The sequence below is a fragment of the Streptomyces sp. NPDC047982 genome, assembly GCF_043204165.1.
Lineage (GTDB): Bacteria > Actinomycetota > Actinomycetes > Streptomycetales > Streptomycetaceae > Streptomyces.
Window position 1 is genome coordinate 126,499 of sequence record NZ_JBIDBS010000010.1, and the last position, 26,907, is coordinate 153,405.

The 26,907-nt window shown below is 70.6% G+C and carries 21 protein-coding genes and 1 pseudogene; 8 read left to right on the top strand and 14 right to left on the bottom strand.

What is annotated here, in order from left to right; translation table 11 throughout:
• Nucleotides 1-507: 507 nt before the first annotated feature.
• Nucleotides 508-2,949 (bottom strand): D-alanyl-D-alanine carboxypeptidase family protein, encoded by a 2,442-nt coding sequence (locus ACGF2V_RS15100; protein ID WP_392912208.1) that lies wholly within the window; start codon nt 2,947-2,949, stop codon nt 508-510.
• Nucleotides 2,950-3,129: 180 nt separating this feature from the next.
• Here ACGF2V_RS15100 and ACGF2V_RS15105 point away from each other — a divergent pair, with 180 nt between their 5' ends.
• The 3 genes from ACGF2V_RS15105 to ACGF2V_RS15115 all read left to right on the top strand — a co-directional run bounded on the left by ACGF2V_RS15105 (nt 3,130) and on the right by ACGF2V_RS15115 (nt 5,552).
• Nucleotides 3,130-3,846 carry a GPP34 family phosphoprotein gene (locus ACGF2V_RS15105; RefSeq protein WP_362621614.1) on the top strand — a complete coding sequence of 239 codons (717 nt, stop codon included), beginning with the start codon at nt 3,130-3,132 and terminating at the stop codon, nt 3,844-3,846.
• Between the two features lie 381 nt (nt 3,847-4,227).
• On the top strand, nt 4,228-5,097 hold the full coding sequence (locus tag ACGF2V_RS15110; protein ID WP_362621616.1) for a helix-turn-helix transcriptional regulator: 870 nt from the start codon (nt 4,228-4,230) through the stop codon (nt 5,095-5,097).
• Nucleotides 5,098-5,345: 248 nt separating this feature from the next.
• Nucleotides 5,346-5,552: a DUF397 domain-containing protein gene (locus ACGF2V_RS15115; protein ID WP_362706027.1), complete on the top strand. Its 207-nt coding sequence runs from the start codon at nt 5,346-5,348 to the stop codon at nt 5,550-5,552.
• A 231-nt stretch (nt 5,553-5,783) separates the two neighbouring features.
• On the opposite strand, the gene ACGF2V_RS15120 is transcribed toward ACGF2V_RS15115, so the two are convergent.
• The 3 genes from ACGF2V_RS15120 to ACGF2V_RS15130 all read right to left on the bottom strand — a co-directional run bounded on the left by ACGF2V_RS15120 (nt 5,784) and on the right by ACGF2V_RS15130 (nt 10,209).
• Nucleotides 5,784-5,978, bottom strand: coding sequence for a hypothetical protein (locus ACGF2V_RS15120; protein ID WP_362706294.1), 195 nt, complete (start codon nt 5,976-5,978; stop codon nt 5,784-5,786).
• A 207-nt stretch (nt 5,979-6,185) separates the two neighbouring features.
• Nucleotides 6,186-7,145: an ankyrin repeat domain-containing protein gene (locus ACGF2V_RS15125; protein ID WP_362706024.1), complete on the bottom strand. Its 960-nt coding sequence runs from the start codon at nt 7,143-7,145 to the stop codon at nt 6,186-6,188.
• Nucleotides 7,146-7,626: 481 nt separating this feature from the next.
• Nucleotides 7,627-10,209 carry a bifunctional FO biosynthesis protein CofGH gene (locus ACGF2V_RS15130; protein WP_362706022.1) on the bottom strand — a complete coding sequence of 861 codons (2,583 nt, stop codon included), beginning with the start codon at nt 10,207-10,209 and terminating at the stop codon, nt 7,627-7,629.
• A 122-nt stretch (nt 10,210-10,331) separates the two neighbouring features.
• Between ACGF2V_RS15130 and ACGF2V_RS15135 the strand changes: the two are divergent.
• Nucleotides 10,332-10,394, top strand: a pseudogene (locus tag ACGF2V_RS15135) (RNHCP domain protein); the annotation flags it as partial.
• A 277-nt stretch (nt 10,395-10,671) separates the two neighbouring features.
• On the opposite strand, the gene ACGF2V_RS15140 reads toward ACGF2V_RS15135, so the two are convergent.
• Together ACGF2V_RS15140 and ACGF2V_RS15145 are read right to left on the bottom strand one after the other, a co-directional pair.
• A complete protein-coding gene (locus ACGF2V_RS15140) occupies nt 10,672-11,517 on the bottom strand; it encodes an LLM class F420-dependent oxidoreductase (RefSeq protein ID WP_362706019.1) in 846 nt (281 codons plus the stop codon).
• Between the two features lie 116 nt (nt 11,518-11,633).
• The gene (locus tag ACGF2V_RS15145) at nt 11,634-12,170 is read right to left on the bottom strand and encodes a hypothetical protein (protein ID WP_362706016.1); all 537 of its coding nucleotides are present in this window, start codon (nt 12,168-12,170) and stop codon (nt 11,634-11,636) included.
• Between the two features lie 154 nt (nt 12,171-12,324).
• Here ACGF2V_RS15145 and ACGF2V_RS15150 point away from each other — a divergent pair, with 154 nt between their 5' ends.
• On the top strand, nt 12,325-12,948 hold the full coding sequence (locus ACGF2V_RS15150) for a DNA polymerase ligase N-terminal domain-containing protein (RefSeq protein ID WP_362621624.1): 624 nt from the start codon (nt 12,325-12,327) through the stop codon (nt 12,946-12,948).
• Nucleotides 12,945-13,649 (top strand): endonuclease, encoded by a 705-nt coding sequence (locus ACGF2V_RS15155; RefSeq protein ID WP_362706014.1) that lies wholly within the window; start codon nt 12,945-12,947, stop codon nt 13,647-13,649. Before ACGF2V_RS15150 ends, ACGF2V_RS15155 begins: the two co-directional genes overlap by 4 nt.
• A 168-nt stretch (nt 13,650-13,817) precedes the next feature.
• Here the strand turns inward: ACGF2V_RS15155 and ACGF2V_RS15160 are convergent, their stop codons facing one another.
• From ACGF2V_RS15160 to ACGF2V_RS15195, 8 genes are all read right to left on the bottom strand, one after another.
• Nucleotides 13,818-15,383 carry an APC family permease gene (locus ACGF2V_RS15160; protein WP_362621627.1) on the bottom strand — a complete coding sequence of 522 codons (1,566 nt, stop codon included), beginning with the start codon at nt 15,381-15,383 and terminating at the stop codon, nt 13,818-13,820.
• Between the two features lie 258 nt (nt 15,384-15,641).
• The gene (locus tag ACGF2V_RS15165) at nt 15,642-17,120 is read right to left on the bottom strand and encodes an aldehyde dehydrogenase family protein (protein ID WP_362706011.1); all 1,479 of its coding nucleotides are present in this window, start codon (nt 17,118-17,120) and stop codon (nt 15,642-15,644) included.
• Between the two features lie 20 nt (nt 17,121-17,140).
• Nucleotides 17,141-18,880 (bottom strand): D-aminoacylase, encoded by a 1,740-nt coding sequence (locus tag ACGF2V_RS15170; protein ID WP_362706008.1) that lies wholly within the window; start codon nt 18,878-18,880, stop codon nt 17,141-17,143.
• A 465-nt stretch (nt 18,881-19,345) separates the two neighbouring features.
• Nucleotides 19,346-20,473 carry an LLM class flavin-dependent oxidoreductase gene (locus ACGF2V_RS15175; protein ID WP_362621633.1) on the bottom strand — a complete coding sequence of 376 codons (1,128 nt, stop codon included), beginning with the start codon at nt 20,471-20,473 and terminating at the stop codon, nt 19,346-19,348.
• A gap of 130 nt (nt 20,474-20,603) precedes the next feature.
• Nucleotides 20,604-21,401, bottom strand: a complete 798-nt coding sequence (locus tag ACGF2V_RS15180; protein WP_362621635.1) for an SDR family NAD(P)-dependent oxidoreductase — start codon at nt 21,399-21,401, stop codon at nt 20,604-20,606.
• Between the two features lie 183 nt (nt 21,402-21,584).
• The gene (locus tag ACGF2V_RS15185; protein WP_392912266.1) at nt 21,585-22,493 is read right to left on the bottom strand and encodes a TIGR03619 family F420-dependent LLM class oxidoreductase; all 909 of its coding nucleotides are present in this window, start codon (nt 22,491-22,493) and stop codon (nt 21,585-21,587) included.
• Nucleotides 22,494-22,677: 184 nt separating this feature from the next.
• Nucleotides 22,678-23,352, bottom strand: a complete 675-nt coding sequence (locus ACGF2V_RS15190; RefSeq protein WP_362706004.1) for an ABC transporter ATP-binding protein — start codon at nt 23,350-23,352, stop codon at nt 22,678-22,680.
• A gap of 1 nt (nt 23,353) precedes the next feature.
• Complete coding sequence (locus ACGF2V_RS15195) at nt 23,354-24,793, bottom strand: ABC transporter permease (protein WP_362706001.1); 1,440 nt, start codon at nt 24,791-24,793, stop codon at nt 23,354-23,356.
• Between the two features lie 169 nt (nt 24,794-24,962).
• Here ACGF2V_RS15195 and ACGF2V_RS15200 point away from each other — a divergent pair, with 169 nt between their 5' ends.
• Both ACGF2V_RS15200 and ACGF2V_RS15205 read left to right on the top strand, forming a co-directional pair.
• Nucleotides 24,963-25,625 (top strand): response regulator transcription factor, encoded by a 663-nt coding sequence (locus ACGF2V_RS15200; RefSeq protein ID WP_362705998.1) that lies wholly within the window; start codon nt 24,963-24,965, stop codon nt 25,623-25,625.
• A gap of 14 nt (nt 25,626-25,639) precedes the next feature.
• Nucleotides 25,640-26,866 carry a HAMP domain-containing sensor histidine kinase gene (locus ACGF2V_RS15205; RefSeq protein WP_362705996.1) on the top strand — a complete coding sequence of 409 codons (1,227 nt, stop codon included), beginning with the start codon at nt 25,640-25,642 and terminating at the stop codon, nt 26,864-26,866.
• Nucleotides 26,867-26,907: the final 41 nt, after the last annotated feature.

Here is a 26,907-nt window from a genome sequence, read left to right on the forward strand (position 1 = left end):
CCCACCGGAGCCCCGGCCCGCCGACCGCGCCCCCAGACGCACAGGGCGATACGGCCAGTGCTGTGACCGGCGGCTCATGGGCGGAGCCGTGAGCCGGAGCGCTGCGGATGTGACCATGCCGTGGAAGTGCCCTGGATCCGCGCCGCGTTCGTCGGCCGGCTCACTTTCAACGGCGCGATGGTCCGGCCTGGCACCGAGTTCTGTCGCCTCGCCGCAGCAAGGTCCCGGCCCAGCGTGCTTCCCCGGCGAGAAGGGGCTCCGACCCGGCGCTGTGAGCGCCGGGGAAGCGGGAGACGCCGGCATGAAGCCGATGCTCCAGGTCATCGATGTACGCCGGCCCCGGCCGGGTCGCCGCGAGCGGCACGTGTGCGATGTGGGGCGGCGGCATCGATGAGGCCACCTGCACCCAGCAACTGGGAACACCGCGACTGACCTCACGGATGAACGGACGGCGGCTCCGAGGGGAAATCCCCAGAGCCGCCGTCCGTTCGACGCCGATGCAGCGGGTCAGCCGAGCCGGGTCAGCTTCTGGTCGAAGCCCGGGGACTTCAGTTCCTCCTGGAGGGCCACCGGGGCGCTGACCTTGCCCGGTCCGGTGCCCACGGTCACCTCACCCACCACGGTGCCCGCCGGCGCGCTGTGCGGGATCGTCTTGCCGTTGTCCGAGACGGAGAGCTCGACCTCGAGACCCGTCCAGCCCTTCGCCTTCAAGTCGCGGGTCGCGACCACCGGGGTACGGCCGCCGAGTCCATCGTCCACATATCCGACGACGTCCCCCTTCTTCACGACCTGAGCCGACGTGACGGCCTTCTGCGCGCCCTTGATCACCTTGCGGCTGTTCTCCAGCGACATGGCGAGGCTGTCGTAAGGCTGGCCGGTGCCCGCCTGCTGTCCCATGACGGCGCCGTAGATCCAGAGCTTCTTGCCGTCGACGACGGTGTTCGCGGACCAGAGCAGGTTGCCGCCCGCCGGAGTGGACGAGCCGGTCTTGATGCCGCTCACACCCGGCTCCAGCAGGATGGTGTTGTTGTTGTAGATCAGCTGGTCGATGCCCGGGATCTTTATCTGCGGGGTGTCGACGATCTCCCGGAACACGTCGTTCTGCATGACCGCCCGGGCCAGCTTGATCTGGTCCTCAGCGGTGGAGACGGTGGCCTTGTCCAGGCCGCTCGGGTCGGTGTACGTCGTGTTCGTCATGCCGAGCTCCTTGGCCGCGGCGTTCATCTTCGCCACGAACTCCTTCTCGGACGGAGCGTCCCAGCGGGCGAGCAGCCGCGCCGCGTTGTTGCCGGAGGGAATCATCAGCAACTGGAGCAGCTGCTTCTGGGTGAACTGCTGGCCCTTCGTGATCGGCGCCGTCGACTCGTCCTCACGCTTGGACTCGTCCTCCGCCTGCTGGTCGACGGTGATCTTCTCGCCCTCTTCCTTGCCGGTGAGGGGGTGGTCCTTGAGGACCACGTACGCCGTCATGACCTTGGCGACACTGGCGATGGGCGCGGGCTTCTGCGCACCCGAACTGCCCATCGAGCCGACGCCGTCCACGCTCACCGCGGACTGCCCCTGCGACGGCCAGTCGAGGTCCAGCGGCTCGCCCTTGAAGGTGTAGGCGGGGTCCACCGACAGCCCCAGTTCGGGGGCCGGAAGCGGGCGGACCATCTGCACGATCGCAAAGACGATCAGCAGGAGCAGAACCAGCGGCGTCCAGATCTTGACCCTGCGGACAGCGACGCGGACCGGGGTGTCCGGCGGCGGGGGCGTGTTCGTCAGCTCGGCCAACAGGTCGAGCGGCGGCTTGGGCGGCGTCGGCTGCTGCGTCGTCCGCTCGGCGGTGGCGAGCGAGGGGGCGGCGGGGCTCGCGCCGGGCGTCGCGGCGGGGGCGGCTGCCGGCTTCTGCGCCGGTCGTACGTCGTCCTGTCGCAGGGGTACGAACTTGCTCGTCCGCTCGGCGTCGGACTCGGGCTTCGGTTCCGAGACCGGCTTCGGGGTCGGCGCGGGCGGGGTGATCTTCAGCGCGGTCGTCGGCTGGTCGACCTTGGCGGCGGGCGTCCTGAAGACGGCGGTCGGCTGATCGACGCCCCGCTTGTCGGCCTCGGCCTCCTTGGCGCCCTTGGCTGCCTCACCGGCGTCGCTTTCGTCGTCCTTGGCGTCCTTGGGGCCCTGGGCGTTCTTGGGGCCCTTGACCTCCCCTTCGGCCCCGCCGGCCTCGTCGGCAGCCTCGAAGTCGGGCTTCTGCCCGGATTCGGGCTTGGTCCGGGACTCGGTCCCGGTCCCGGCCTCCGGCTCCTCGTCCGGTTCTTCCGCCTCGTCCGGTTCTTCCGCGGCGTTCGCGGCGTCCGTGCCCTTGCCGGCCTCCTCCGAACCGTTGTCGGCCTCGGCCGCGACGGGCCGGTCGCCGTCGCTGTTCGAAGCGTCGTCCTTGGCCGCCCGCGCCGCGACCGCCTCACCCAGCCGCGCGTCACCCGGCTCGGCCTTCACCGCGTCGGCGTCAGCAGCACCGCCGGAACCCGCCGAACCCTCGGCATCGGCACCGGACGCCCCCTCAGAGCCCTTCGGGCCCTCCGAGTCCCGCGCCCCCTTCGGGCCCCCGGCAACGCGCCCAGCAGGCTCGTCGGAACCGTCGGAGCCCCCGGAGCCCTCGGCCCCCGCCGACGCCGACGCCGACGCCGACGCCGACGTACGGAAGACGGCCGTCGCCGTGTCCGCCTTGCCGTTCCCGGCGCCCTGAACGTTGGCGCCCTCGCCCACGCCGTCACCGCCCCCGTCGCCGTTGCCGGACGGCTCCGTACGGAAGACGGCCGTCGCGCTGTCCGTGGCGCCGCCTTCCTCGCCCCCGGCGGACTCTTCACGGGAGACGGCGAGCCTCGGATCGCTCTCGCTCCGAGCCGTGCCCGACGACTTCTGCTGCTTCGACCTGTCGGGGGACTCGCCCGCCACCGATGCCTCCTCCATGCGCCGCGGGTGGATTCCCGCACTGTCCGAACCATCTACCAGTGTCCTGGGTGAACCACCGGCCTCGGCTGCTAGACGAGAACGACATACCTACCGGTTCCCATGCAAAGCGCCCAGGCACTCTCGACAGACCAATGTGAGAGGCGTCACCCTGTCATTCATCCACGCGGGGAGGCATGGATGGGCAGGAGCCGCAGAACAATTCCGGAGGAGCTTCTGTTGCTCGCTCTGGACCCGGCCACGGGTACCACAGCGCAGCCGCAGTCGCTCGACCTCGGCCTCGCCGGAGCTCAGCTAGTGGAGCTGGCTCTGGCAGGACGGATAGCCCCTGACGGGGATCGTATCGCCGTGGTGATGCCACGGCCGACAGGAGATCCGACTCTGGACTCCGCACTGGAACTGCTGCGCCGACGCGGCAGCCCGGTCCGGGCGGTCCACTGGATCGGCGGACCCCGGCTGGGGCTCCGTCAGATCTACCTCGCGCATCTGGAGCGGTGCGGCATGGTGCATGCCGTGGCGGGCCAGATGTGCGGAGTGCTGCCGACGACTCGCTACCAGGCGACGAACACGGCAATCAGCCGGGACATCAGAGCCAGGCTGGACAGCGCGATCCGCACCGGCGTACCACCGGACGCGCGGACCGCGGCGCTCGCCGCTCTGGCCCACGCGGTCGGACTGGGCAAGCACCTGTACCCCGGGAACGAGGGGCGTTCATCGCGCTCCCGGCTCCGGGACCTGATCAGGCACGACCCGATGGGCGGACTCGTGGCGCATGCCGTGATGGACGTCCAGAACGGCGCGGTCGCACAACCGCGTCGCGTCCAGACGGGCGGAATGCCGTTGCAACCGCAAGCGCAGTCGCGCCGCGGGCGCATGGCGCACACCGCGGCCCGCTAGGGCCGCATCCGGCCCACGCACCGCACCACCGCCGCACATCGCACCACGTCGTTCCACCGCAACATCGCACAACCGCAGCACCGCAGCACCGCACGACGTCAAGGCGCCGTATACCGCGGCACCACGTCGAACCCCAGAACCACCAGCACCATCAGCACCCTCAGCACCACGAGAACACCAGCAACCGAACACCGCCGTACCGTCATCCCCACGAGCCGGTCCGGGAGCCGCACCGAGCGCGGGGCAGCCGTCAAACACGGCTGCCCCGCGCACTCGTCTGTGCCCATTTCCCAGCGCGCCCCCCGCCGGGGGTGGCAATCTGCTCAGCAGTAGATACGCACAGCTACGACGTACAGCTACATAGCCGGAGGTGCTGTTTCCGTGCCGTCCCACGTCAATCCCACCGTCAGGCGACGCCGGTTGGGCCAGGAATTGCGCCGCCTGCGCGAACTCAAAGGCATGACGGCCGAGGAGGTGGCCGAACGACTGCTGGTCTCCCAGTCGAAGATCAGCCGCCTGGAGAACGGTCGCCGCTCCATCAGCCAGCGTGACGTCCGCGACCTCTGCGGAGTCTACGAGGTCGAGGACCACCGGATCGTCGACTCACTCATGCAGATGGCCAAGGACTCGCGCCAGCAGGGCTGGTGGCACGCCTTCGGCGACATCCCGTACAGCGTCTACATCGGCCTGGAGACCGACGCCGAGTCGCTGCGCGTGTATGAGCCTCAGGTGGTTCCCGGCCTCTTGCAGACCCGGGGCTACGCCGAGGCGCTGATCAACGGCGCGCTGCCAGAGGCCCCGCCGAGCGACATCGAGAAGCGAGTCACCGTCCGGGCCCGCCGCCAGGACCGGATCACCACGCCCGAGCAGCCGCTGCGGCTGTGGGCGGTCATCGACGAGTCGGCACTGCGCCGCATGGTCGGCGGCAAGCAGGTGATGATCGAGCAGTTGGAACAGCTGGTCGAGCTGTCACACCTGCCGCATGTCACCGTGCAGGTGCTGCCGTTCGACATGGGCGCCCACCCCGGCATCAACGGACAGTACGCCATTCTGGAATTCCCGGACGCCGCGGATTCCAGCGTCGTCTACATCGAGGGCGTCACCAGCGATCTGTACCTGGAGAAGGCCCACGACGTACAGCGGTACAGCTTCATGTACGAACACCTGCGGGCGCAGTCAATGAATGTGGAACAGAGCCGAATTTTCATCGGCGAGATCGCCAAGGAATATGCTCAGCGCACCGACCTGTGATCCGCGATCCAAAAAGCGTGGGATGCTGGAAATGAGACGATTCCTCGGGGCGGCGACGGCAAGATACACCGCCGTCGCCCCACAAGGGAAGACCTGACTAGTACATACCACTAGGTCGAGTGAACGCCCCCTTCACTCCCGGAGGTTGCCGAGTAGCGTCGATCACGCCAACAAAAAGCGTTGACCGAAAACGTTGTTGGCACCTTTCGCACGACCACACGAATCTCTGAATCTGAAGCGGAGTGAACATGGCTATTCTTCAGGGCGCTACGGACAAGTGGACGAAGTCCTCGTATTCCGGGGGCAACGGCGCCTGCGTCGAAATCAGGTCGCCTTTCGCGCAGGCCGTCGCCGTACGCGATTCGAAGGCGCCCGAAGGTCCTTCGATCAACTTCGTCCCCGCCGCATGGAACGCCTTCGTCCGTGACATCGGCAAGGGCGCTGTCGACGCCTGATCGATGTCGCCCGGAGCCCGCGTCGCAGCCCCGGTCCGGTGCTGCCGGTAGCCCTCTCGACTCGTTCGCCGTCCTGGCCGAGAGGGCTCACCGCCCGACCGCGGCACCTCGCCCCGGCGCAAAGCACCAGCACCAGCACCAGCACCAGCACCAGCACCAGCACCAGCACCAGCACCAGCACCCACCCGACCCGCCCGACGGCCGCCCGGTTCCAGAACCACGGGCCGGGCCTCAGCGCAGCTGATCGACGTACGCGTCCGTACCGGGCACGGTCGGGATGAACGGCGCCACCAACTCCACCCGTCCGATCCCGGTTTCCGCGACCGTCGGCTCGACCAGGGTGATCAGCGCATGGCCGGGGCGGACTCCGTACGGTCCCAGCGCGGCCAGTTCGGCGTAGGTGTCGCTGCGCGTCTCGTCGCTCATGCCAGCTCCCTTTCTCGTCCCTTCCGCGCCCCTGTCCCTTCCGTACTCCCTCACGACGACCCACTCTGACGCTCCGTCAGGTCATATGCCAGAGCCGGGAGGACGAATGCCGCTCACGGGGAAGACCGTCGTCGTGGCGGTGCGCGGCAGGTGGTGACCGGCAGCCGGTGGACGGCAGGTGGTGGCCGCTGGCCGGTTCCGCCGGTGTCAGTGGCTCCAGTAGTCGCGCCGTGGCAGGCGGACCCACAGATCCGGCGGCCCGGTGACCGCGCGCGCATCGGTCAGGCGCAGCCCTGCGAAGGCGCACGAGAAGGCCACCGCGTCGTACTGATAGAGGTAGGAGGCCAGGACCTCCTCGGAGGTGTCGCCCTCGATCGCCCCGCCGCCCGGGTGCAGGTCCCAGGCGACAAGGGACCCGTCACGGGCGATGCTGCCCTGATCGCCGCTCTTGGGATTGGCGTACAGGCCGTAGCAGAGGGTCCCGCCGGACAGCCGGGTCAGCACGCCCGGCATCTGCGGCGCGTACCCCCACGGCTGGGTCACGACGCAACCGCCCGGCACGGACGTCACACCGACGACCTGTATGAGCTCGTCCATGTCGTACGCGTACGGCTCGTCCAGCACCTCGTCGGTCACCCCCTCCCGCACCGGCTCCGCCTCCAGGCGGCGGACCGCTTCGGCCGCGTCGATCCCGGCCACGCAGGCCAGGCCAGTGCCGTCGTAGTCGAGGCTGCCCAGTACCCCGGTGAGCCGTCGGCCCTCCTCGGCCACCACACGCTCCGCATCGGTCAGGCGCTCACCGGCCGGCACGGCGAACAGGCCCGGCGTCGGCCCCGCCAGGCTCAGCCGCCCCGGCGACCAGCCGCCGATCGACCGCCGCCACGGATCGGCCCCGGCAGCGGCGAGGGCCCGTGCGTTGTCCGGCTTCCTGGACACGACGGCCTCCCACAACGCCGTTACCCCGTTCTCCAGCGCGTCCACGTCCGCGACCCGGCGGGCCAGCTCCGCCACGACCTCCGGAGAGCCGAATACCGCCGCACGGTGCAGCGGCCGCCCCCCGCTCCATGCCTCCGGGTCGGCGCCCTGGTCGAGGAGTCGGCGGATCTCGTCGTGGTCCGTCCAGTCCCAGGCCATACGGTCCCAGCCCTCTCCCTGCGCTGTCACCATGCCCCCCTCCAGCGATCGGAACGGCTCCGCACGAGCCCCGTACCCACACGCTCGCACACAGGTCTGACAACAACCCCGCCCCGCCGAACGGCTCCAGATCAGCGACAGAAGATCGGGTTCCCCCGCGCCCGTTCGAGGGTTCCTCCATGGGCCGCTCCGCCCCTCTCTCCCCCACGCCGGGCGCACACGGGGCGGGCGGGTCAGGCATGCGGACAGCCGGGGGCCGGCAACTCGATCAGCGCGGGGCCCGGTATGCCCTGGCGCACGGTGCCCAGGGCCCGCTTCGGCGCCTCGGTGACGGGCTCGTGCCCTGGCGCTCCGCGAGCAGCGCAAGAGCCTGCTGGACGGAACCGTCCACGGACATCGAGATCCTGGTCGTACCGGACTGCCCGAGGCGGACAGGGCCGAGGGGCGGTCGTCTCGGCCCGGCGGGGCGCCCGTCCCGCCTGATGGCCTCCGGGCCGGGACGACGGCGCAGGGCTCAGTCCGGCAGCACGGGCAGCAGTTCCGGGAGGTGTCCGTCGGACGCGGTGGCCGCCGCCACCCGTTCCTCGGGCACCTCCCCGTACAGCGTCGTACGCGGCTTCGCCGGGCGGCCGGCCAGTTCGGCGATGGCGACCAGGTCCTGGATCGACCGGTACGAGCCGTAACTCGACCCGGCCATACGGGAGATGGTCTCCTCCATCAGCGTGCCGCCCAGGTCGTTGGCACCCGAGCGCAGCATCTCCGCCGCGCCCTGCGTGCCGAGCTTCACCCAACTGGTCTGGATGTTGGTGATGTACGGGTGGAGCAGCAGTCGGGCCATGGCGGTGACGGCCCGGTTGTCGCGGTCGGTGGGGCCGGGGCGGGCGATGCCCGCCAGGTAGACCGGGGCGTTGGTGTGGATGAACGGGAGGGTGACGAACTCCGTGAAGCCGCCCGTCTCCTGCTGGAGGCGGGCAAGGGTCCTGAGGTGGCCCAGCCAGTGGCGGGGCTGGTCGACGTGCCCGTACATCATGGTGGAGGAGGAGCGCAGACCCGCCTCGTGGGCGGTGCGGATGACCTCCAGCCAGGTGGCGGTGGGCAGTTTGCCCTTGGTGAGGACCCAGCGGACCTCGTCGTCGAGGATCTCGGCCGCGGTGCCGGGTATCGAGCCGAGCCCGGCCTCCTTCGCGGCGAGCAGCCAGTCGCGGATGGACATGCCGGTGCGGGTGGCCCCGTTGACGACCTCCATCGGGGAGAAGGCGTGCACGTGCATGCCGGGGACGCGTTCCTTCACCGCGCGGGCGATGTCGAAGTACGCGGTACCGGGCAGGTCGGGGTGGATGCCGCCCTGCATGCAGACCTCGACGGCGCCGACGTCCCACGCCTGCGCGGCCCGGTCCGCGACCTGGTCCAGGGAGAGGGTGAACGCGTCGGCGTCGGTGCGCCGCTGCGCGAAGGCGCAGAAACGGCAGCCGGTGTAGCAGACATTGGTGAAGTTGATGTTCCTGGTGACGATGTACGTGACGTCGTCGCCGACCACGTCCAGGCGCAGCGTGTCCGCGATCCGGCACAGTTCGTCGAGTGCCGGGCCGTCCGCGTGGAGCAGGGCGAGCGCCTGGTCGTCGGTGAGCTTCGTCGGGTCGTCGGCGGCCTGGCCGAGGGCCTGGCGTACGTCGGTGTCGATGCGGGACGGGACCATGCCGGGCGCGGCTGCCTCGCGCAGCGCGTCCCAGTCCCCGTACACCTCGTCGAAGTCCGCGCGGCGGTCGCCGGTGCGGCCGTCGGTGTCGATGGTGCGGTGCAGGTCGGTGCGGCCGGTGGCGCCGAACTCCTCGTCGGGTTCCTGCCAGGGCAGGCCGGAGGGGATCGCGCCCTCCTTCGCCAACCCCGTCTCCGGGTCGGCGAGGGCGCGGACGTGCGGGAGGAGGCGGGGGTCGAGCCAGGGTTCGCCGCGCCGGATGAACTCCGGGTAGATGGTGAGGCGTTCGCGCAGCGTGAAGCCCGACTCGGCGGTCCTGGCGGCGAGTTCGTCGATGTACGGCCACGGGCGTTCGGGGTTGACGTGGTCGGGGGTGAGCGGGGAGACGCCGCCCCAGTCGTCGATGCCCGCGCCGATGAGCAGCGCGTACTCGGCCTCGACGAGGTTGGGCGGGGCCTGGATGCGGGCGGACGGGCCGAGGATGTGCCGGGCGACGGCGATGGCCGCGGCGAGTTCGTCCAGTTCGGCGTCGGGCATGCCGCGCATCGCCGTGTCCGGCTTGGCGCGGAAGTTCTGGACGATGACTTCCTGGATGCCGTGGTAGGCGCGGGCGGTCCTGCGGAGTTCGAAGAGGGCGTCGGCGCGTTCCTCGTACGTCTCGCCGATGCCGATCAGGACGCCGGTGGTGAACGGGACGTTGGAGCGGCCCGCATCCTCCAGGACGCGCAGGCGTACGGCGGGCTCCTTGTCCGGGGAGCCGTGGTGCGGGCCGCCCGGCTCGGACCACAGGCGGGTGGCTGTCGTCTCCAGCATCATGCCCATGGAGGGGGCGACGGGCTTGAGGCGCTGGAGGTCGGTCCAGGTCAGCACGCCGGGGTTGAGGTGCGGGAGGAGGCCGGTCTCCTCCAGGACCCGGATCGCCATGGCGCGTACGTACGCGAGGGTGTCGTCGTACCCCTCGGCCTCCAGCCACTCCCGCGCCTCGGGCCAGCGGTCCTCGGGCCGGTCGCCGAGCGTGAACAACGCTTCCTTGCAGCCCAGGGCCGCGCCCTCGCGGGCGATGGCCAGCACCTCGTCGGGCGACAGGAACATCCCGTGGCCGGCGCTCCGGAGCTTGCCGGGAACGGTGACGAAGGTGCAGTAGTGGCACCTGTCACGGCAGAGTCGGGTCAGCGGAATGAAGACCTTGCGCGAGTACGTGATGACTCCGGGCCGCCCGGCGGCTTCGAGACCGGCGTCGCGCACCCGGGCCGCCGACGCGGCGAGATCCGTCAGGTCGTCGCCCCGCGCCTGGAGCAGCACCGCGGCCTCGGTCACGTCGAGGGCGACGCCGTCACGGGCGCGTTTGAGTGCGCGTCGCATGGCGTTGGTGGTCGGGCGTCCGCTCTGGGGATCGGTCATGGATCGAGCATACGAGCGAGAGCCTGACCCCGGACCAGGGCCTCGGCGGGGGCGGCTCACGACGAGGCGGGGGCTCGTGGCGGAGCACCCCGCACGACCGGGCATCGGACTGCGGCGGCAGGATGGCGGCGCTGAGCCTGTCCGTCCGCCCGGACGGGGAATGGGCGCTCATCCACGAGTGCCTGTCCTGCGGCGAGCTGAGCGTCAACCGCATCGCGGGGGACGACAACGCCCTCGCGCTGATGCGGATGGCGGTACGCCCCCTTGGCGGGCACCGCCGTCCCCGTACGGGCCCTGCTCATGCTGTGACGCGAGGCCGCGCCGGGCCCGCTGCCGCCCGGCGCCGTCCGGCCGACAAGGGTTCGCCGGACACCTCCCGGCCGCGCCACGTCACGTCACGGCGCGCCACGTCACGTCACGGCGCGTCACGGCGCGGCGCGGCCGGGACCGCCGTACGGATCGCTACAGGAACTCCGCGTACGCGTCCAGCGCCCGGAGCACCTCCGCCTCCCCCGCCGCGGGCAGTTGCAGCACGACCTCGTCGATGCCCAGTTCCGCGTAGTGCGCCAGCTTCCCCCGGTTCGGGACCACCGCGTACGGGACCACGTGGAGTCGCTTCGGGTCGCGGCCGGCCGCCTCCCAAGCGGCGCGCAGCCTCGGCAGGGACTCGGTGAGGCCGTGGCCGCCGATCGGGAGCCAGCCGTCGGCGTGTCGGGCGATGTGGGCGAACAGCTTCGGGCCCGCCGCACCGCCGAACAGGGTGCGGGGGCCGTTCACCGGGCCGCGCGGCTTCTGCGCCGGCTTGGGGTGCGCGTGGCTGGCCCGCACCGAGCCGAACTCGCCCTCGTACGCCGTCGGTTCGTCGGCCCACAGGGCACGCATCAGGGCCAGCCGGTCATGGGTGAGGGCGCGGCGGGTCGACCACTCCACCCCGTGGTCGGCAGCCTCCTCGACGTTCCAGCCGTAGCCGACGCCCTGCGTGAACCGGCCGCCCGAGAGGTGGTCGAGGGTCGCGACCTGCTTCGCGAGGTCGATCGGGTCGTGCTGGGCGACGAGCGTGATGCCGGTGCCGAGGGCGAGTCGTTCGGTGACCGCCGCGGCCTGGGCGAGGGCGACGAAGGGGTCCAGGGTGCGGCCGTACTCGCGCGGGAGTTCGCCACCCATGGGAGCAGGGGTCTGCCTGCTCACCGGGATGTGGGTGTGTTCGGGAAGGTAGAGCCCGAAGAACCCGCGCTGTTCGAGTTCACGGGCGAGCCGCAGCGGTGTGATCGTCTCATCGGTGAGGAAGATGGTCGTGGCGATCCGCATGGGAAGGACACCTCCGTCGTGGTCGGGTCCGGTGACGGCCCCAACGTATGCCGTACCTCGCGCGAAACCGAGCGCCGTCGTCGGCAGACGGCGCCGTCGTCGGCGTAGGACGACCTTCAGCGTGCGATGGCCTCGACGAGACAGGTGACCGCTCCCACGCCCGTCCCGTAGCCGGGGATCGCGAGCAGCGGCCACGGCACCGGCCGGGGGACGAGGACGCGTACGTGGAAGGCGAAGTCGCGGTACTGGGGCATGCCTTCGGTGCCGGGCAGCACCATGAAGCGCGGCTGCACGAGACAGAACAGCCACCAGTCCAGGACCAGCAGGTCGAAGAGTACGAGGGCGAGGAAACAGAACGCACCGAGGGCGAAGGGCGGCCAGAAGCCCAGCGGACCGTCCGCCCGGTCGCGCAGCGCGAGCACGCCGCCCACGGGCACCGCGACGAACACCAGCACGTTCAGCAGCCCGGCCGCGGCGGTGACGCGCCTCCCGCGCTCGCTCTGGCTCCCGTACCGCTCCCGGATCGCCGGCGGATAGTCCGCGAGCAGGGCGTCCCGGGCCGCGAGGAGGGCCCCGACGACGACTGCGGTGAACAGCGCGACCAGCACGAGCGCGGAGGCGAGGACGACACCCGCCAGATCCCAGTGGTCCATGAGGGGCACTCCAGAGAAATTTAGGTGTGGCTACCCTAATTTTTCGCAAGCGGTGCGCACCGCCGCCAGGAGCGTCACAGTGCCGGTGCGCCCTGCCGCCAGGAGGGTCACAGTGGAAGAGGGGGCACCGGGGGCTTCCGGAGGAGGTTTCGGGATGAACGCGACCGGCGCGGGCGACGAGCGGCTCCGGGACCACCACGGCGGGAGTTCCGGAGCGGCACGGGACCCCGAAGCGTCCGCGCCCTGTTTCGTCGTACAGATCCACCAGGCGCGGCGCATGCACTTCGACTTCCGGCTGGAGGTCGGCGGCGTGCTCAAGTCGTGGGCGGTGCCGCGCGGCCCCTCGGAGAATCCGCGCGAGCGGCGGCTGGCCGTGGCCACGCAGGATCACCCTCTGGAGTACCGCACGTTCGAGGGGGTCATCAGGAAGGGCCGTTACGGCGGTGGCACGGTGATCGTCTGGGACCAGGGCACCTACCACCCGCTCAGCCACGACCGATGGGGCACCCCCGTGCCGTTCGAGCAGGCTCTGGAAGACGGGCACGCAACTTTCTGGCTCGACGGTACCAAGCTGCACGGCGAGTTCGCCCTGACCCGCTTCAAGGGCGGCAGCGGGCACGACGTGCCGGGCGAGGAGGTGTGGTTGCTGATCAAGGCGAGGGACGGGCAGGCCACGCACGACGGACCGGACGCCCCCGACCCGTACCTGGCCCGCTCCGCCCGTACCGGACGCACCCTGGCGCAGGTCGCCGCCGAGGAAGGAGGCGGGTCCCCGTGACCTCGCGCGACACCACGACCGCCCGCGAAACCGTGGCAACCCTGCTGGACCGCTACGGAACGACGTACGCGGCCGAGGCCGGCATCCGGCTGCGGAACACCCCGCAGCCGCTCTACCAGCTCCTGGTGCTCAGCGATCTGCTCAGCGCCCGCATCCGGGCGTCGGTGGCGGTGGCGGCGGCCCGCGCGCTGTTCGCCCACGGCCTGCGTTCCCCGGACCGGATGCGGGACGCGACCTGGCAGGAACGGGTCGACGCGCTGGGCGAGGGCGGCTACCGGCGCTACGACGAGCGGACCGCCACCCAGCTCGGCGAGGGTGCGCAGCGCCTGCTCGACGACTACGGCGGCGACCTGCGGCGGCTGCGCGCGGAGGCCGACGGGGACCTGGACGCCCTGCGGGCCGGACTGCGCCGGACCCCGGGCATCGGTCCGGCCGGGGCGGACATCTTCCTGCGCGAGGTGCAGGCCGTGTGGCCGGAGGCGGCCCCCCTCGTGGACGAGAAGGCCCTCCAGGGCGCGGAGAGGCTCGGGCTTCCCACCTCGCCTGCGGAGCTCGCGCGGCTGGCGGAGGAGGCGGAGCACGGCGCAGGACCCGAGCACGGGACGCCCGGGACCGCCGCGCTCGCGGCGGCCCTGGTGCGGGCCGCCCTGGACAAGCACGTCGTGGACGACGTCATCGAGCACGCCGAGCACAGCACGTGAAGCGCACCGCGCGAGGCGCACGTCGCGAGGCGCCGCACCACGCGAGACACCCCGCGTGAAGCGCACCGCGCGAGGCGCCCCACGTGAAGCGCACCGCGCGACGGCGGCCCGGACGGGGCCGCGCGCCGCATGGGGCCGCCCCATCTGGGCCGCCCCCGAAATGGCCCCTCAGTCCGCCATGACCAACGCCGGGGTCTCCTTCGTCAGCACCTCGCCGCGGAAGAACGCCGGGCTGTGGCGCCGCATCACCAGCATCAGCACCAGGCCGAGCAGCAGCAGCCCGACGCCGATCACGAACACCGAGCCGACCCCGAAGACGGACGAGCCGGAGCCGTACGCCGGGTCCCACATGTCGTACAGGGTCTTGCAGAAGACCGCGCTGAGCAGGATGCCGCCGAGGACGGGGAACAGTCCCTTGAAGGCCAGGTCGCGGAAGGAACGGGTCAGTTCGGCGCGGAAGTACCAGGCGCAGGCGAAGGCCGTCAGCGCGTAGTAGAAGCAGATCATGAGGCCGAGAGCGTAGATCGTGTCGACCAGGACGTGCTCGCTCACCAGGGTCATGACCGCGTAGAAGATGCCGGTCGCCACGCCCGCCGTGACCGTGGCCTTGCCCGGGGTCCGGAAACGCGGGTGGACGCGGGCGTACGAGGCGGGCAGGGCCTCGTACGTGGACATCGCCAGCACCGTGCGGGCCACCGGGATGAAGGTGGTCTGGAGGCTCGCGGCGGCGGAGGCCAGGACGGCGACGAACAGCAGGATCCCGAGGCCGGGGCCCATCACCGGACCGGCGAGCGCGGCGAAGACGTTGTCGGAGGTGTCCGGGTTGGCCAGGCCCAGGCCGGAGGTGCCGGAACCGACGGCCATCTGGGCGGCGATACCCGTCGCCAGGTAGGAGCCGACGAGCACGACCATCGCGATGAGAGCGGCACGTCCGGGGGTCTTCTCGCTGCCGACGGTCTCCTCGTTGGCGGTCAGACAGGCGTCCCACCCCCAGAACATGAAGATCGACAGCGACAGCCCCGCCGTGAAGGTCGCGAACGACTCCACCGCGAACGGGTTCAGCCAGGACCAGGAGAAGTCCAGCGAGGTGGCGAACTCCCCACTGCCCGCCTTCTGCAGCGCCATTGCCACAAACACCGCGAGAACGACGAGTTGGAGACCCACCAGCGTGTACTGGACGCCCTTGGTGGCGGTCATGCCCCGGTAGCTGATCGCCGTGGCGACCGCGATCAGGGTCAGACAGGTGAGGATGTGGACGGGCTTGTTGTCGTCCAGGGCGGCGATCGAGGGGTTGCCCGTGATCTCGCCCGCGAGGAGCCAGAAGTACGAGGTCGCGACGCCCGCCAGATTGGACAGGACGATGATCGTCGCGATGACCAGGCCCCAGCCGCACATCCAGCCGACGCGCGGGCCGAACGCCTTCACCGTCCAGGTGAAGGAGGTGCCGCAGTCCGGCACCGCCTTGTTCAGCTCGCGGTACGCGAAGGCGACGAGCAGCATCGGCAGGAAACCGGCCAGGAAGACGGCGGGCATCTGCACGCCGACCTCGCCCGCGGTGGAACCGAGGGTCGAGGTGAGGCAGTAGACGGGGGCGACGGTGGAGACGCCGATGACGGCGCTCCCCATCAGGCCGACGGAGTTCCCGCCCAGGCCCTTGCCGCGCACACCGCCGTCCGCCGGGGCGGCTTCCCCTACCGTGTCTCCGGCCTGCGGCCGTACGTCCAGCTGTGTCATGGAAAGGACGTTAAGCCCTGCGGTTTCCACATCCGGATTATGAGACTCCGTCACCCAATCCTTGAATTTTTCGTTACAGTCAGGCGAAGTTGACCTCAATCAAAGGCGCACGCGCGAAATTCCTTCCGATACGAAGGTCGACTTGATTCGCGACACCATACGAGAACCGCACCCCTGTCCGTTTTGTGCGCATTCAAAAATTTCCCGTTGGTGTCCGCTCAGCGGACACCAACGGACACCCATGGCCGTGTGGGGGCCTCAGCCGGGCCAGACGATCGCCTGGAGTTCGCTGTACGCGTGCAGGGCGTACGAGCCGACGTCGCGGCCCACCCCGCTCTTCTTGAACCCTCCGAACGGGGCTTCCATGTTCCGTCCGACCGTGTTCACGCCGACCCCTCCGGCGCGCAAGCGGCGGGCGATCCGGAAGGCCCGGGCCACGTCCGAGGACCAGACGTAGTCGATCAGCCCGTAGTCGCTGTCGTTGGCGAGCGCGATGCCCTCCTCCTCGTCGTCGAAGGGGACGACCACGACGACCGGCCCGAAGATCTCCTCGCGGACGACGCGCATGTCGTTGGTGCAGTCGGCGAGGAGGGTGGGGGCCACGTAGAAGCCCCGGCCGAGTCCGGGCCCCGAGGGCCGCTCACCACCGGTGACGATCCGCGCGCCCTCCTTGCGGCCGAGTTCGACGTACGACTCGACGCGGTCGCGGTGGGCGGCGGAGATGACCGGGCCGACGACCGTGCCCCGGTCCGTCGGATCGCCCACCATCAGCCGGTTCGCGTACGCGGCGAGCCTGTCGAGCAGGGCGTCGTGGACACCGCGCTGCACGAGCACCCGGGTCGGCGCGGTGCAGATCTGGCCGCTGTAGAAGGAGAAGGTGGTGCCGATGCCCGCCGCCGCGGAGTCGAGGTCGGCGTCGTCCAGCACGACGGCGGCCCCCTTCCCGCCCAGTTCCATCAACTGCCGCTTCATGGCGCGTCCGCAGACCTCGCCGATGCGCCGGCCGACGGCGGTGGAGCCGGTGAAGCTGACCATGTCGACGTCCGGCGCGTCGACGGCGGCCTCGCCCGCCTCGGGGCCGGAACCGGTGACGACGTTGACGACGCCCGCCGGGACGCCCGCGGCTTCCAGCGCCTCGGTCATCCGGTAGACGGAGAGCGGGTCCTGCGGCGCGGGCTTCACGACGACCGTGTTGCCCATGGCCAGCGCGGGTGCGATCTTCCCGGCCGGGTTGGCCCAGGGGTTGTTGTACGAGGTGATGCAGGTGACCACACCCACCGGCTGGCGCACCGCGAGCGCCCCGAAGACACCGGCCCGGCCCATCGGTCCGGCCTCGTTGATCTGCGGCGCGACCGGCTCCTCGACCGGTTCCAGGGCGCCCCTGGCGTACCGGCGGAAGCGGGCGGCGCCGACCGCGACCTGCATGCCCCGTGCTGTGCCCGTCGTGGCGCCGCTCTCCGCCTGGGCGAGCGCCGCGTGGGCGGGGAGGTCGCGCAGCATCAGGTCGGCGGCCCGGTCCAGGATCGCGGCCCGCTCCTCGGGGCGGGTGCGCGACCAGCCGTCCAACGCCTCACGGGCGGCGGCCGCCGCCGCGTACACCTGCTCCCGGCTCGCCTCGGGGGCGAGGCCGACGACCTCCTCGGTGGCCGGGTTCACGATCTCGTAGTGGCCGCGGTCCGGTTCGGTCCACCGGCCGCCGATGAAGAGGCGCTGCTTCGCCCGCGTTCCGGCGCTCATGCGGTGCTCATTTCCGTCGCTCATGCGGTGCTCACCGTCCGGGTGTCACGGCCGGAGCGGAGCACCGTACCGGGGACCGCGCCGGTCACCTTGTCGTCGCGCAGGGTCTCGACCCCGTTGACGCGGACCGACACGATGCCGATGGCCCTGGAATCGAGGCGGGGGCTGTCGCCGGGCAGGTCGTGGACGAGGGTGGCGGGTCCGGCGTCGACGCGTTCGGGGTCGAAGAGAACGAGATCGGCGTGGAAGCCCTCCTCGATCCGGCCCCGCTCGCGCAGCCCGAACAGCCGGGCCGGGTCGTCGGTGAGCATCCTGACCGCCTGCTCCAGGGGTACGAGCTTGCGCCGACGCAGACAGTCCCCGAGGAAGCGCGTGGTGTACGGCGCGCCGCACATGCGGTCCAGGTGGGCGCCCGCGTCGGAGCCGCCGAGCAGGACGTCCTCGTGCGCCCAGGTCTGCCGCCGCAGCTCCCACGAGGCCGGGTCGTTGTCGGTGGGCATGGGCCACAGCACGGTGCGCAGGTCGTCGTTGGCGCAGATCTCGACGAGGCAGTGGAAGGCGTCCTGACCGCGTTCGGCGGCGATGTCGCCGACGACCCGGCCGGTCAGTCCTTCGTTCGCGGCGCTGTAGGTGTCCCCGATGACGTACCGGCCGAAGTCGGCGAGGCGGCGGAAGACGCCCGCCTCCTTGCTGTCGGCGCGGCGCAGCATCTCGGCACGGGTGGCGGGGTCGCGGAGCCGTTCGACGCGCTCGGGAACGGGCAGGGCCAGGATCTCGCCCCAGCCGGGTATGAGGTTGAGGGCGCAGAACGTGCCCAGCGACATGTTCATGGGCGTGAGGATCGGCATGGTGAGCGCGACGATCCGCCCCCCGGCCCGGCGGGCGCGTTCGCTGGGGACGAGCTGGCGGGGCACGCGTTCGGGCACGGCGGCGTCGATGGTGAGGACGTTCCAGTTCAGCGGGCGCCCGGCGGCGGCGGTCAGGTCGACGAGGAGGTCGATCTCCTCGTCGGAGAACTGGTCGAGGCAGCCCGCCACGATCGCTTCGAGCTGGGTGCCCTCGTGTTCTCCGACCGCGCGGGCGAGGGCGAGGAGTTCCTCGGGGAGCGCGTGCCGGGAGGCGACCGGTTTCCCGTCGCCGTCGGAGTGGGTGGAGGACTGGGTGGTGGACAGCCCCCAGGCCCCGGCGTCCATGGCGTCGTGGAGCAGCGCGAGCATGGCGTCGAGCTGCGCGGGGGTGGGCTGCCCGCCGGTGGCGTCGGCGCCCATGACGTGCCTGCGCAGGGCGCAGTGGCCGACCATGAACCCGGCGTTGACGGCGATCCGCCCTTCGAGTGCGTCGAGGTACTCGCGGAAGCTGGACCAGGACCAGTCGACACCCTCCTCCAGCGCCGCGAGGGCCATGCCCTCCACCCGCGCCATCATGCGGCGGGTGTAGTCGGCGTCCTCCGGGCGTCCGGGATGGAGCGGGGCGAGGGTGAACCCGCAGTTGCCGCCGACGACGGTGGTGACGCCGTGGTTCATGGACGGGGTGGCGTACGGGTCCCAGAAGAGCTGGGCGTCGTAGTGGGTGTGCGGGTCGACGAAGCCGGGGGCGAGGACCAGACCGGTGGCGTCCTCGCTGGTGACGGCCTCCTCGGTGAGGGTGCCCGGTTCGCCGACGGCGGCGATGCGGCCGTTGCGGATGCCGACGTCGGCGCGGTACGAGGGGCCGCCGGTGCCGTCCACGACGGTCGCTCCGCGGATGAGGTGGTCGAGCATGACGGGATTCCCTTCCGTGTTTCCAACCGCAGGTACGGGTACGTGGGCGGCGCGGCGCGGCGCCCGGAACGGGTACGTGGCCGGAACGGGTACGTGGGCGGGCCGGCGCGAGGCCCGGGACGTGCGCGGGGCCCGGGACGTGGACGGGCGGCCGGGACGTGGACGGGCGGCCGGGGTGCCGCGGGGTGTGCGGCCGGGGTGCGCACGGCCGCGGCGCGCACCCCGGCTCCCCCGGCGGCGGTCCGGGAAGACGCCGCTGGTCTCGTCCGGCCCCTCCGGCGATCGAGGAGCCGGGCCGGGGGCGGGGCCCGGTCACGGGAGGGGCGGCGCAGACCGGGAGCGGACCCGCCGCGGACGCACCCGCGCCCGCCCCCGGGCCCGCGCCCCCACTGTGCCCCGCCGGGGGGCTACTGCCCCGCCGTGCCCTGTCCGGGGTCCGCGTCCCCGCCGTGCCCCGCCCGGCGTCTACTTCCCCGCCGCCGCCCGGAACCGCGAAGTCCGGTGCACCGGGTCCGTGTCGATCTTCGGGATCACGTGCTCACCGATCAGCCGGATCGAGTTCAGCGTGTCCTCGCGACTGATGCCGATCGGCAGCCCGAAGCTCAGCTGGTCGGCGCCCGCCTGCTCCCACCGCTTGCACTGCCGCAGCACCTCGTCCGGGTCGCCGCAGATCATCAGCTCCTCGGCGATCAGCAGCTCGATGATCTCCTCGGTGTACTCCGGCAGCAGCTCGGGCCACTCCGGAATGCCCTCCGGCCGGGGGAACGTGTCGTGGTAGCGGAACAGCAGCGACTGGAGGTAGTTGAGCCCGCCGCCCACCGCGATCTCGACGGCCTTGGCGTGCGTCTCGGCGCAGATGGCGGTGGAGGTGACCATGACGTTGTCGTTGACGAAGGCCCCGACGGGTTCGGCCTCCTTGACAGCCGTCTTGTAGGACTCGACGACCCACTCCATGTCGGAGACCTTCTGCACGCTGAAGCCCAGCACGCCGAGCCCCTTCTTCCCCGCCATGGCGTACGAGGACGGCGACCCCGCCGCGTACCACATCGCCGGGTGCGATGTCCCGTACGGCTTGGGCAGGACCTTGCGCGGCGGCAGTGACCAGTGCTTGCCCTGGAAGCCGGCGTACTCGTCCTGGAGCCACATCTTGGGGAACTCCGCGATGGTCTCCTCCCAGAGTTCCTTGGTGTGGTTCATGTCGGTGATGCCCGGCATGAAGCCCAGGATCTCGTGGCTGCCCGCCCCGCGCCCGGAGCCGAACTCGAAGCGACCCTCGGACAGATGGTCGAGCATGGCGACCTTCTCGGCCACCTTGACCGGGTGGTTGACGGGGGCGAGCGGGTTGAAGATGCCGGATCCGAGGTGGATGCGGTCGGTGGCGTGCGCGAGGTAGCCCAGGTACACGTCGTTGGCCGAGAGGTGCGAGTACTCCTCCAGGAAGTGGTGCTCGGAGGCCCAGGCGTACTTGAAGCCGGACTTGTCCGCCTGGATGACGTACTCGGTCTCCTCGATCAGTGCCTTGTGCTCTGCCTCGGGGTCGATCCTGGCCCGCGCGGCGGGCACGTACCCCTGTACAAAGAGCCCGAATTCCAAGGGGGTTCACCGTCCTCAGTCGCCCTGACTTTTCTGACACATCGTCAGATCGTGATGCGTCCGACTGTTCCACCGCCTCCCGCACCCGTCAATACCTGATGCTCCGTCAGATATTCTCCCCGGAGCCCGCTCAGAAGGGGCTGACGCCCGCCAGCCACCCGCCGTCGATGACGAACGGCTGCCCGGTGATGTACGAGGAGTCGTCCGAGGTCAGGAAGAGTGCCAACGCCGCCACCTCCTGCGGCCTGCCGATCCGCCCCATCGGCACCAGCTTCCGGTACAGCTCGGCCACCGCCGCCGCGGTCTCCTCCGGGTCCGCGTCCGGGTCCAGGGCCGCCGGATTGGTCATGGCGGTGTCCACGGCGCCGGGGCAGACGGCGTTGACCCGTATGTTCTTGGCGGCCAACTCCATCGCCGCCACCCGGGTCAGCCCGAGGACCGCGTGCTTGGTGGCGGCGTAGGCGCCCACGAACGCCATGCCGGTGAGCCCCGTGTACGACGCGGTGTTGACGACGGTCCCGCCGCCCGCGGCCTCGATCTCGGGCACGACGTGCTTGATCCCGAGGAACGCCCCCACCTGGTTGACCTGGACGACCTGCTGGAACTCCTCCAGCGGCGTGCTCACCAGTTCGTTGAACCGGAGGATGCCCGCGTTGTTGACCAGTCCGTCGATCCTCCCGTACGCGTCCTTCGCGGCCGCCACCGCGGCCCGCCACTCGTCCTCCACGCCCACGTCCAGGTGGACGAAGCGTGCGGCGCCCTCCCCGTGCTTCTCGCGCAGCTCCCCGGCCAGCGCCTCGCCCTGCTCGTCGAGCACGTCAGCGATCACGACCCGCGCGCCCTCCGCGACGAAGAGCCGTGCCTCCTGTTCGCCCTGCCCGCGCGCCGCGCCGCTGATCAGCACGGTCCGCCCGTCCAGCTTGCCCATGTCCGAGTCCTCCTGCCTGTCGCGCTACCTGTCGAGATGAAGCGGCACCACCTGTCGAGCGGGGTGGCACCACCGATCGGGACAAGACGGCACTGCCTGCCGAGACGGGTGTCGCCACCGGTCGGGACGAGACAGCACCGCCTGCCGAGATGGGACGGCATTACCTGTCGAGACGAGACGGCACTACCGGTCGAGATGGGGCGCGACCTCGGCGGCGAACGCCGCCATCTGGTCGGTCAGTTCGTCGCGGCTCCGGCTGCGGAACCGCACCTGGATCTGGTGGACGCCCATGGCCGCGTACGCGCGCAGCGACTCGGCGAGAGCCTGCGGGCTCCCGGTGAGGGTGCGCCGACCGACGGACCACCCCGGATCGCCGACGTACAGCGGCTCGGTGATCGCCCCGACGACGATCGGTTCATCGATCCCGGCCGCCTCGCGCAGTTCCTTCAGACGGGCGATCTGCGCGGGCAGCCGGTCCCGGGGGTCGCCCTGCGGCAGCCAGCCGTCGCCCCGCACCGCCGCCCGGCGCACGGCCGCGGGCGAGGAGCCGCCCACCCAGACGGGCACCCGCCCCTGCGCCGGACGCGGCAGCTGCCCCAGCCCCGAGAAGGCGTACCGCTCCCCCGCGAACTCCGGGTACTCCTCCGGCCCGAGCGCCGCCCTGAGCGCGTCGACGGTCTCGTCGAGCAGCCCGCCCCGCCCCTCGAAGTCGGCGCCGAGCACCCGGAACTCCTCCGGCACGTGCCCCGCCCCGACCCCGAGGATCAGCCGGCCGCCGCAGAGGTGGTCGAGGGTGGCGTACTGCTTGGCGGTAACCAGCGGATGCCGCAGCCCGACGACGGCCACATGGCTCATCAACAGCACCCGCTCGGTGATCCCGGCGAGAAAGGCGAGGGTGGCGACCGGGTCGTACCAGACGGTCCCCATGGCATCGGCGAGCCGTCGCGGGATCGCCACGTGGTCGCAGCTCGCCAGATAGGCGAAGCCGGTGCGGTCGGCGGTGCGGGCGATCTCGGCGAGGTCGGCCGGGGTCGCCGCCGCCTCCCACCCCTCCGCGAAGATCGCGCTCTGCGACTGGATCGGGAGCTGCATTCCGTACGACAGCGGCCCGGTGGTCGTGATCGGCACCGAACGGCCTCCTCCCCGAGATCATCTGATGCTCCGTCATTTAACGGGCGGGGGCCATCGTCGTATCTGATAGCCCATCAGACAAGGGGTCGGGTGCGGTCCCGGCCCTCAGGGAGGCAGCCGCCCATCGGTCTGCCGGTGGGCCGGCTCAGATCGTCATCAGCTTGCCCCGCTTCAGTTGGATCACTTCGTCGGAGGCGTCCGCGACCTCGCGGGAGTGGGTTACCAGGATGACGCACTTGCCTTCGTCGTGCGCCAGCTTGCGGAACACCTCGATGATCCCGTCGGCGGTGACCTGGTCGAGGCTGCCCGTGGGCTCGTCGGCGAAGAGGATGTCGACCTCGCAGGCGAGAGCACGGGCGATGGCGACGCGCTGTTGCTGGCCGCCGGACAGTTCCAGTGTGCGGCGGTGCTGGTCGGCCTGGTCGATGCCGAGCAGTCCGAGGAGTTCGGTGGCGCGTTTCTTCTTGTCGACGCCCTTCGCCCCGGTGATCTCCATGGCGGAGGTGATGTTCTGGACGGCGGTCATGTAGGTGAGCAGGTTCAACGACTGGAAGACCGTGGCCACATGGCGGTTGCGGTAGCGGCCGAGGCCGATCCGGGCAACGTCCTCGCCCCTGAAGTGGACGCTGCCCCTGGTGGGCGAGTCGAGGCCGCTGGCGAGCGAGAGGAGGGTCGTCTTACCGCTGCCGGAGGGGCCGATGACGGAGTACATCCGGCCCTCTTCGAACGAGTAGCTGAGGTCTTTGAGGACAGTGCGGCGGCTGTTGCCGGACTGGTAGGTGCGGCTGACACCGGAGAGGTGGAGGATCGGTGTGGTCACGTCAGTCGCCCTTCGTGAGGATGTCGCGCGGGTTGAGGCGGAGGATGCGGGTGCCGGGGACGATGGTGGCCAGGGCAGCGATGCCGAGGCCGGTGGCGCCGACCGCGCCGATGTCGCCCGCGCCCAGCCTGATGTCCATCGAGTCGATGGGCTTGGCCTGCGGGGCCTCCTCCTTCGTGAGCCCGTTGGGGTCGGAGAGGTCCTGCTGGGGGCCCTGGTCGGCGGAGGAGTCCTCGGCGGAGGAGACCTGGCTGGAGAGCAACTGGTCGCCGATGCCCTGGGCGATGGCCTGGCTGCCGGCGGCGGCGAAGCCGATCGCCAGGGCCGCGCAGGCGACCACTTCCACCAGGTGCTGGCCGAGCAGCTTGGGCTTCTTTTCGCCCAACGAGAGCAGAATGCCCATCTCCTTGCGGCGCTCGCGCATGTTCGAGGCGATGATCAGGGCGAGGATGACGGTGCCCGCGACCGCGACCAGCCAGACCGTGAGGGAGGCGAAGTCCGCCGTCTCGTTGATCGGGCCGACCAGGGTCTTGTACTGCTTGTCGTTGACGGACAGCGGGAAGATCTCTAGGTCGGCGCCGGCTGCCTTCGCATCGTCCTTCAGCTTGCCCAGGTCGTCCGGATTGCGCAGGGTGAAGGTGGCCTCCCTGAGAGCTGCTCCGCCGGCGGTCGGTTCCTTGCCCAGCAGCCGTGTCGCGCCCTCCGGGGTGACGTAGATCTGGTTCGAGGGGTCGGCCATCGCCGGTACGTACGAGCCCGTGTCGGCGATGCTGTTCTTGTAGATGCCACCGACGGTGAACTCGACCTCCTCGGTGCTCATGCCGCCCTTCTGGGGGTCGATCTCACCCACCCTGAGCTTGATCTTGTCGCCGACCTCGAGGCGGTTGTCCTTGGCGACCCGCTCTTCGATGACGGCCATGTCGCTCTTGCTGTCCCGCTTGAGCCCGGAACCAGAGATGATCTCCGAGTCGCCATGGTGGAACTCCTTGACCGAGTCCAGGTCCCGGACACCGGACGCCCTGAAGAGGTCCGTGCCCATGGTGTCCTGCCCGACCGGCGCCGGAATGGGCTGATGGAGCTTGACCTTGCCGGTGGGGGCCGCGGCACTGTCCACGGTGTAGTTGCACTGCGCCACGACCGACGACGTGCAGATCTCGTCCACGAGCTTGCTGTGCAGGTCGCCCTTCGCGCCGATGATGCCGGGCCGGCCACCGTTGCTCTCCGACGCCCCGCCCGAGTTGATCAGCGCGTTCACGTCCAGCTGCATCGTGGCCACTACTCCCACGCTGCCCTTGGCCGAGTCGGCGGCGCGGGCCGCGGCGGACTGGATCAGGAACCCGGACAGGACCAGGGTGCAGATGACGAAGAACAGGCCGACGAGCATCACCGTCTTGCCCAGATGGGCCCACAGCCGCCACCAGGCTCTCTTGAACAGATTCATGAACACCACGCTAGGAAGGCGGTGTTTTGAGGGGTGTATGAGACGCCCGGCCCTCTCATACACGAATCAAATCCACTGTTTGATAAGACAGACCCGGTACAGGACCGCTATCAGTGGCGGCGCACCAAGAACACCGTGCTGAATTCATGAAAAGAAAAGGTTGTCGCGCGTGCGGGTGCTGGTGGTCGAGGACGAGCGGAACATGGCGCAGATCCTGGCAATAGGACTGCGCCGGGAGGCCATCGCGGTCGACGTCGTGCATGACGGGGCGAGCGCCCTGGAGCGGTTCACCGTCTACGACTACGACGTGGTCGTCCTGGACCGCGATCTGCCCGGCGTGCACGGCGACGAGGTGTGCCGCCGGATCGTCGCCATGGACGTCGGCTGCCGGATCCTGATGCTGACCGCTGCCGCACGCCTGGGCGACAAGGTCGAGGGCCTGGGCCTGGGCGCCGACGACTATCTCGCCAAACCCTTCGACTTCCCCGAACTCATCGCCCGGCTGCGTGCCCTGTACCGCCGCAGCCCCATGACCCACGGCCCCGTCCTCACCTTCGCCGACCTGCGCCTGGACACGCACCGCCGCCAGGTCACCCGCGCGGGCGCCGAGGTCCGCCTCGCCCCCAAGGAAATCGCGGTCCTGGAGCTGCTGATGCGCGCCGACGGCGGAGTGCTGAGCGCCGAGTACCTCCTGGACAAGGCTTGGGACGCGTACGCCGACCCGTTCACCAACGCCGTGCGCCTGGTGGTGCACACCCTGCGCAAGAAACTCGGCGAACCCCAGCTGGTGCACACCGCGATCAGCGCCGGCTACTACCTGGGGACCGAGTGACGTACCGCTTCCACATGCGGCCCCGGACCCTGAGCATCCATGCCCGGCTGTTCCTCGGCTTCGGAACCGCGCTCGGGGGATGCGCCGCGCTGATGGTCGTCATCATCTACACCGGGATGCGCTACCTGCCCACGTACGACTTCAGTAGGACCGTCATCGTCCCGCCCGGCTCCACGGCCACCGAAGCCGCGGTCGGGCCACGGCAAGGTCCAAGCCCGCAGCCCTGGGCAACCCGCAGCCCCGGACCCGGCCTCCAGCCGGGCACGAAGACCAGGAACCTCGGCGACGTCTCCAGCAAGGAGGACGTCTGGAACACGGTCCTGCTGGTGTCCGCCGGCGGTGTGCTCCTGGTGATGACGGTCGGCCTCGGCGCAGGCTGGCTGCTCTCCAAACGGCTGCTCACCCCCCTGCACACCATCAGCGAAGCCGCGGCGAAAGTGGCGGACGGCAACCTGCGGGACCGCATCGACGCCGAAGGCCCCGAGGACGAGCTCAAGCAACTGGCCGACACCTTCGACACGATGCTGGCCCGCCTTGAGGAGTCCTTCGCCGCGCACCAGCGATTCGCCGCCAACGCCTCGCACGAGTTGCTCACACCGCTGGCCACCACCCGGGCCGCCCTCCAGATCGCCGGTGACAACCCCAGCGGTGCGGAGTTCGCCGAACTCGCCCTCATGCTGCGGGAGACCAACGAGCGCAACATCAGCGTGGTCCGCGCCCTGCTCGACCTGGCGGGCGCCGACCACGCTGCCTTCGACCCCGACCCGGTGGACCTTGCCGAGCTGACGGATCGGGCCGCAGCCGAGCGCTCCGAGCGGGCGGCGGAGCTCGGCATCCGCCTCGACGTGGACAGCGAAGACGACTGCACGGCCCACGGGACCTGCGAGATCGCCGGAAACGCCACCCTGCTGCGGCAGTTGGTCCTCAACCTCCTCGACAACGCCCTCGACCACAACATCCCCGACAACGGCTCCGTCCACCTCGCCGTCTTCCGGGAACGGGACACGACGGTGGTTCTGGAGGTCGAGAACACCGGCCCACAGGTGGACGAGGCCGTGGTGGGCCGGCTCTTCGAGCCCTTCTACCGGGTGCGGCCACGGGTCGGCAGTGACCGCTCGGGCCACGGTCTCGGCCTGGCCATCGTCCGCTCGATCACCTCGGCCCACCACGGCACGGTCACCGCGGCCGCGCTCCCCCGGGGCGGACTCACGGTGCGCGTCGAACTCCCGGTGGCTCACTGACGCACCACCCGCTGCCGAAGCCGAGTCGGTACGGCCCCCGG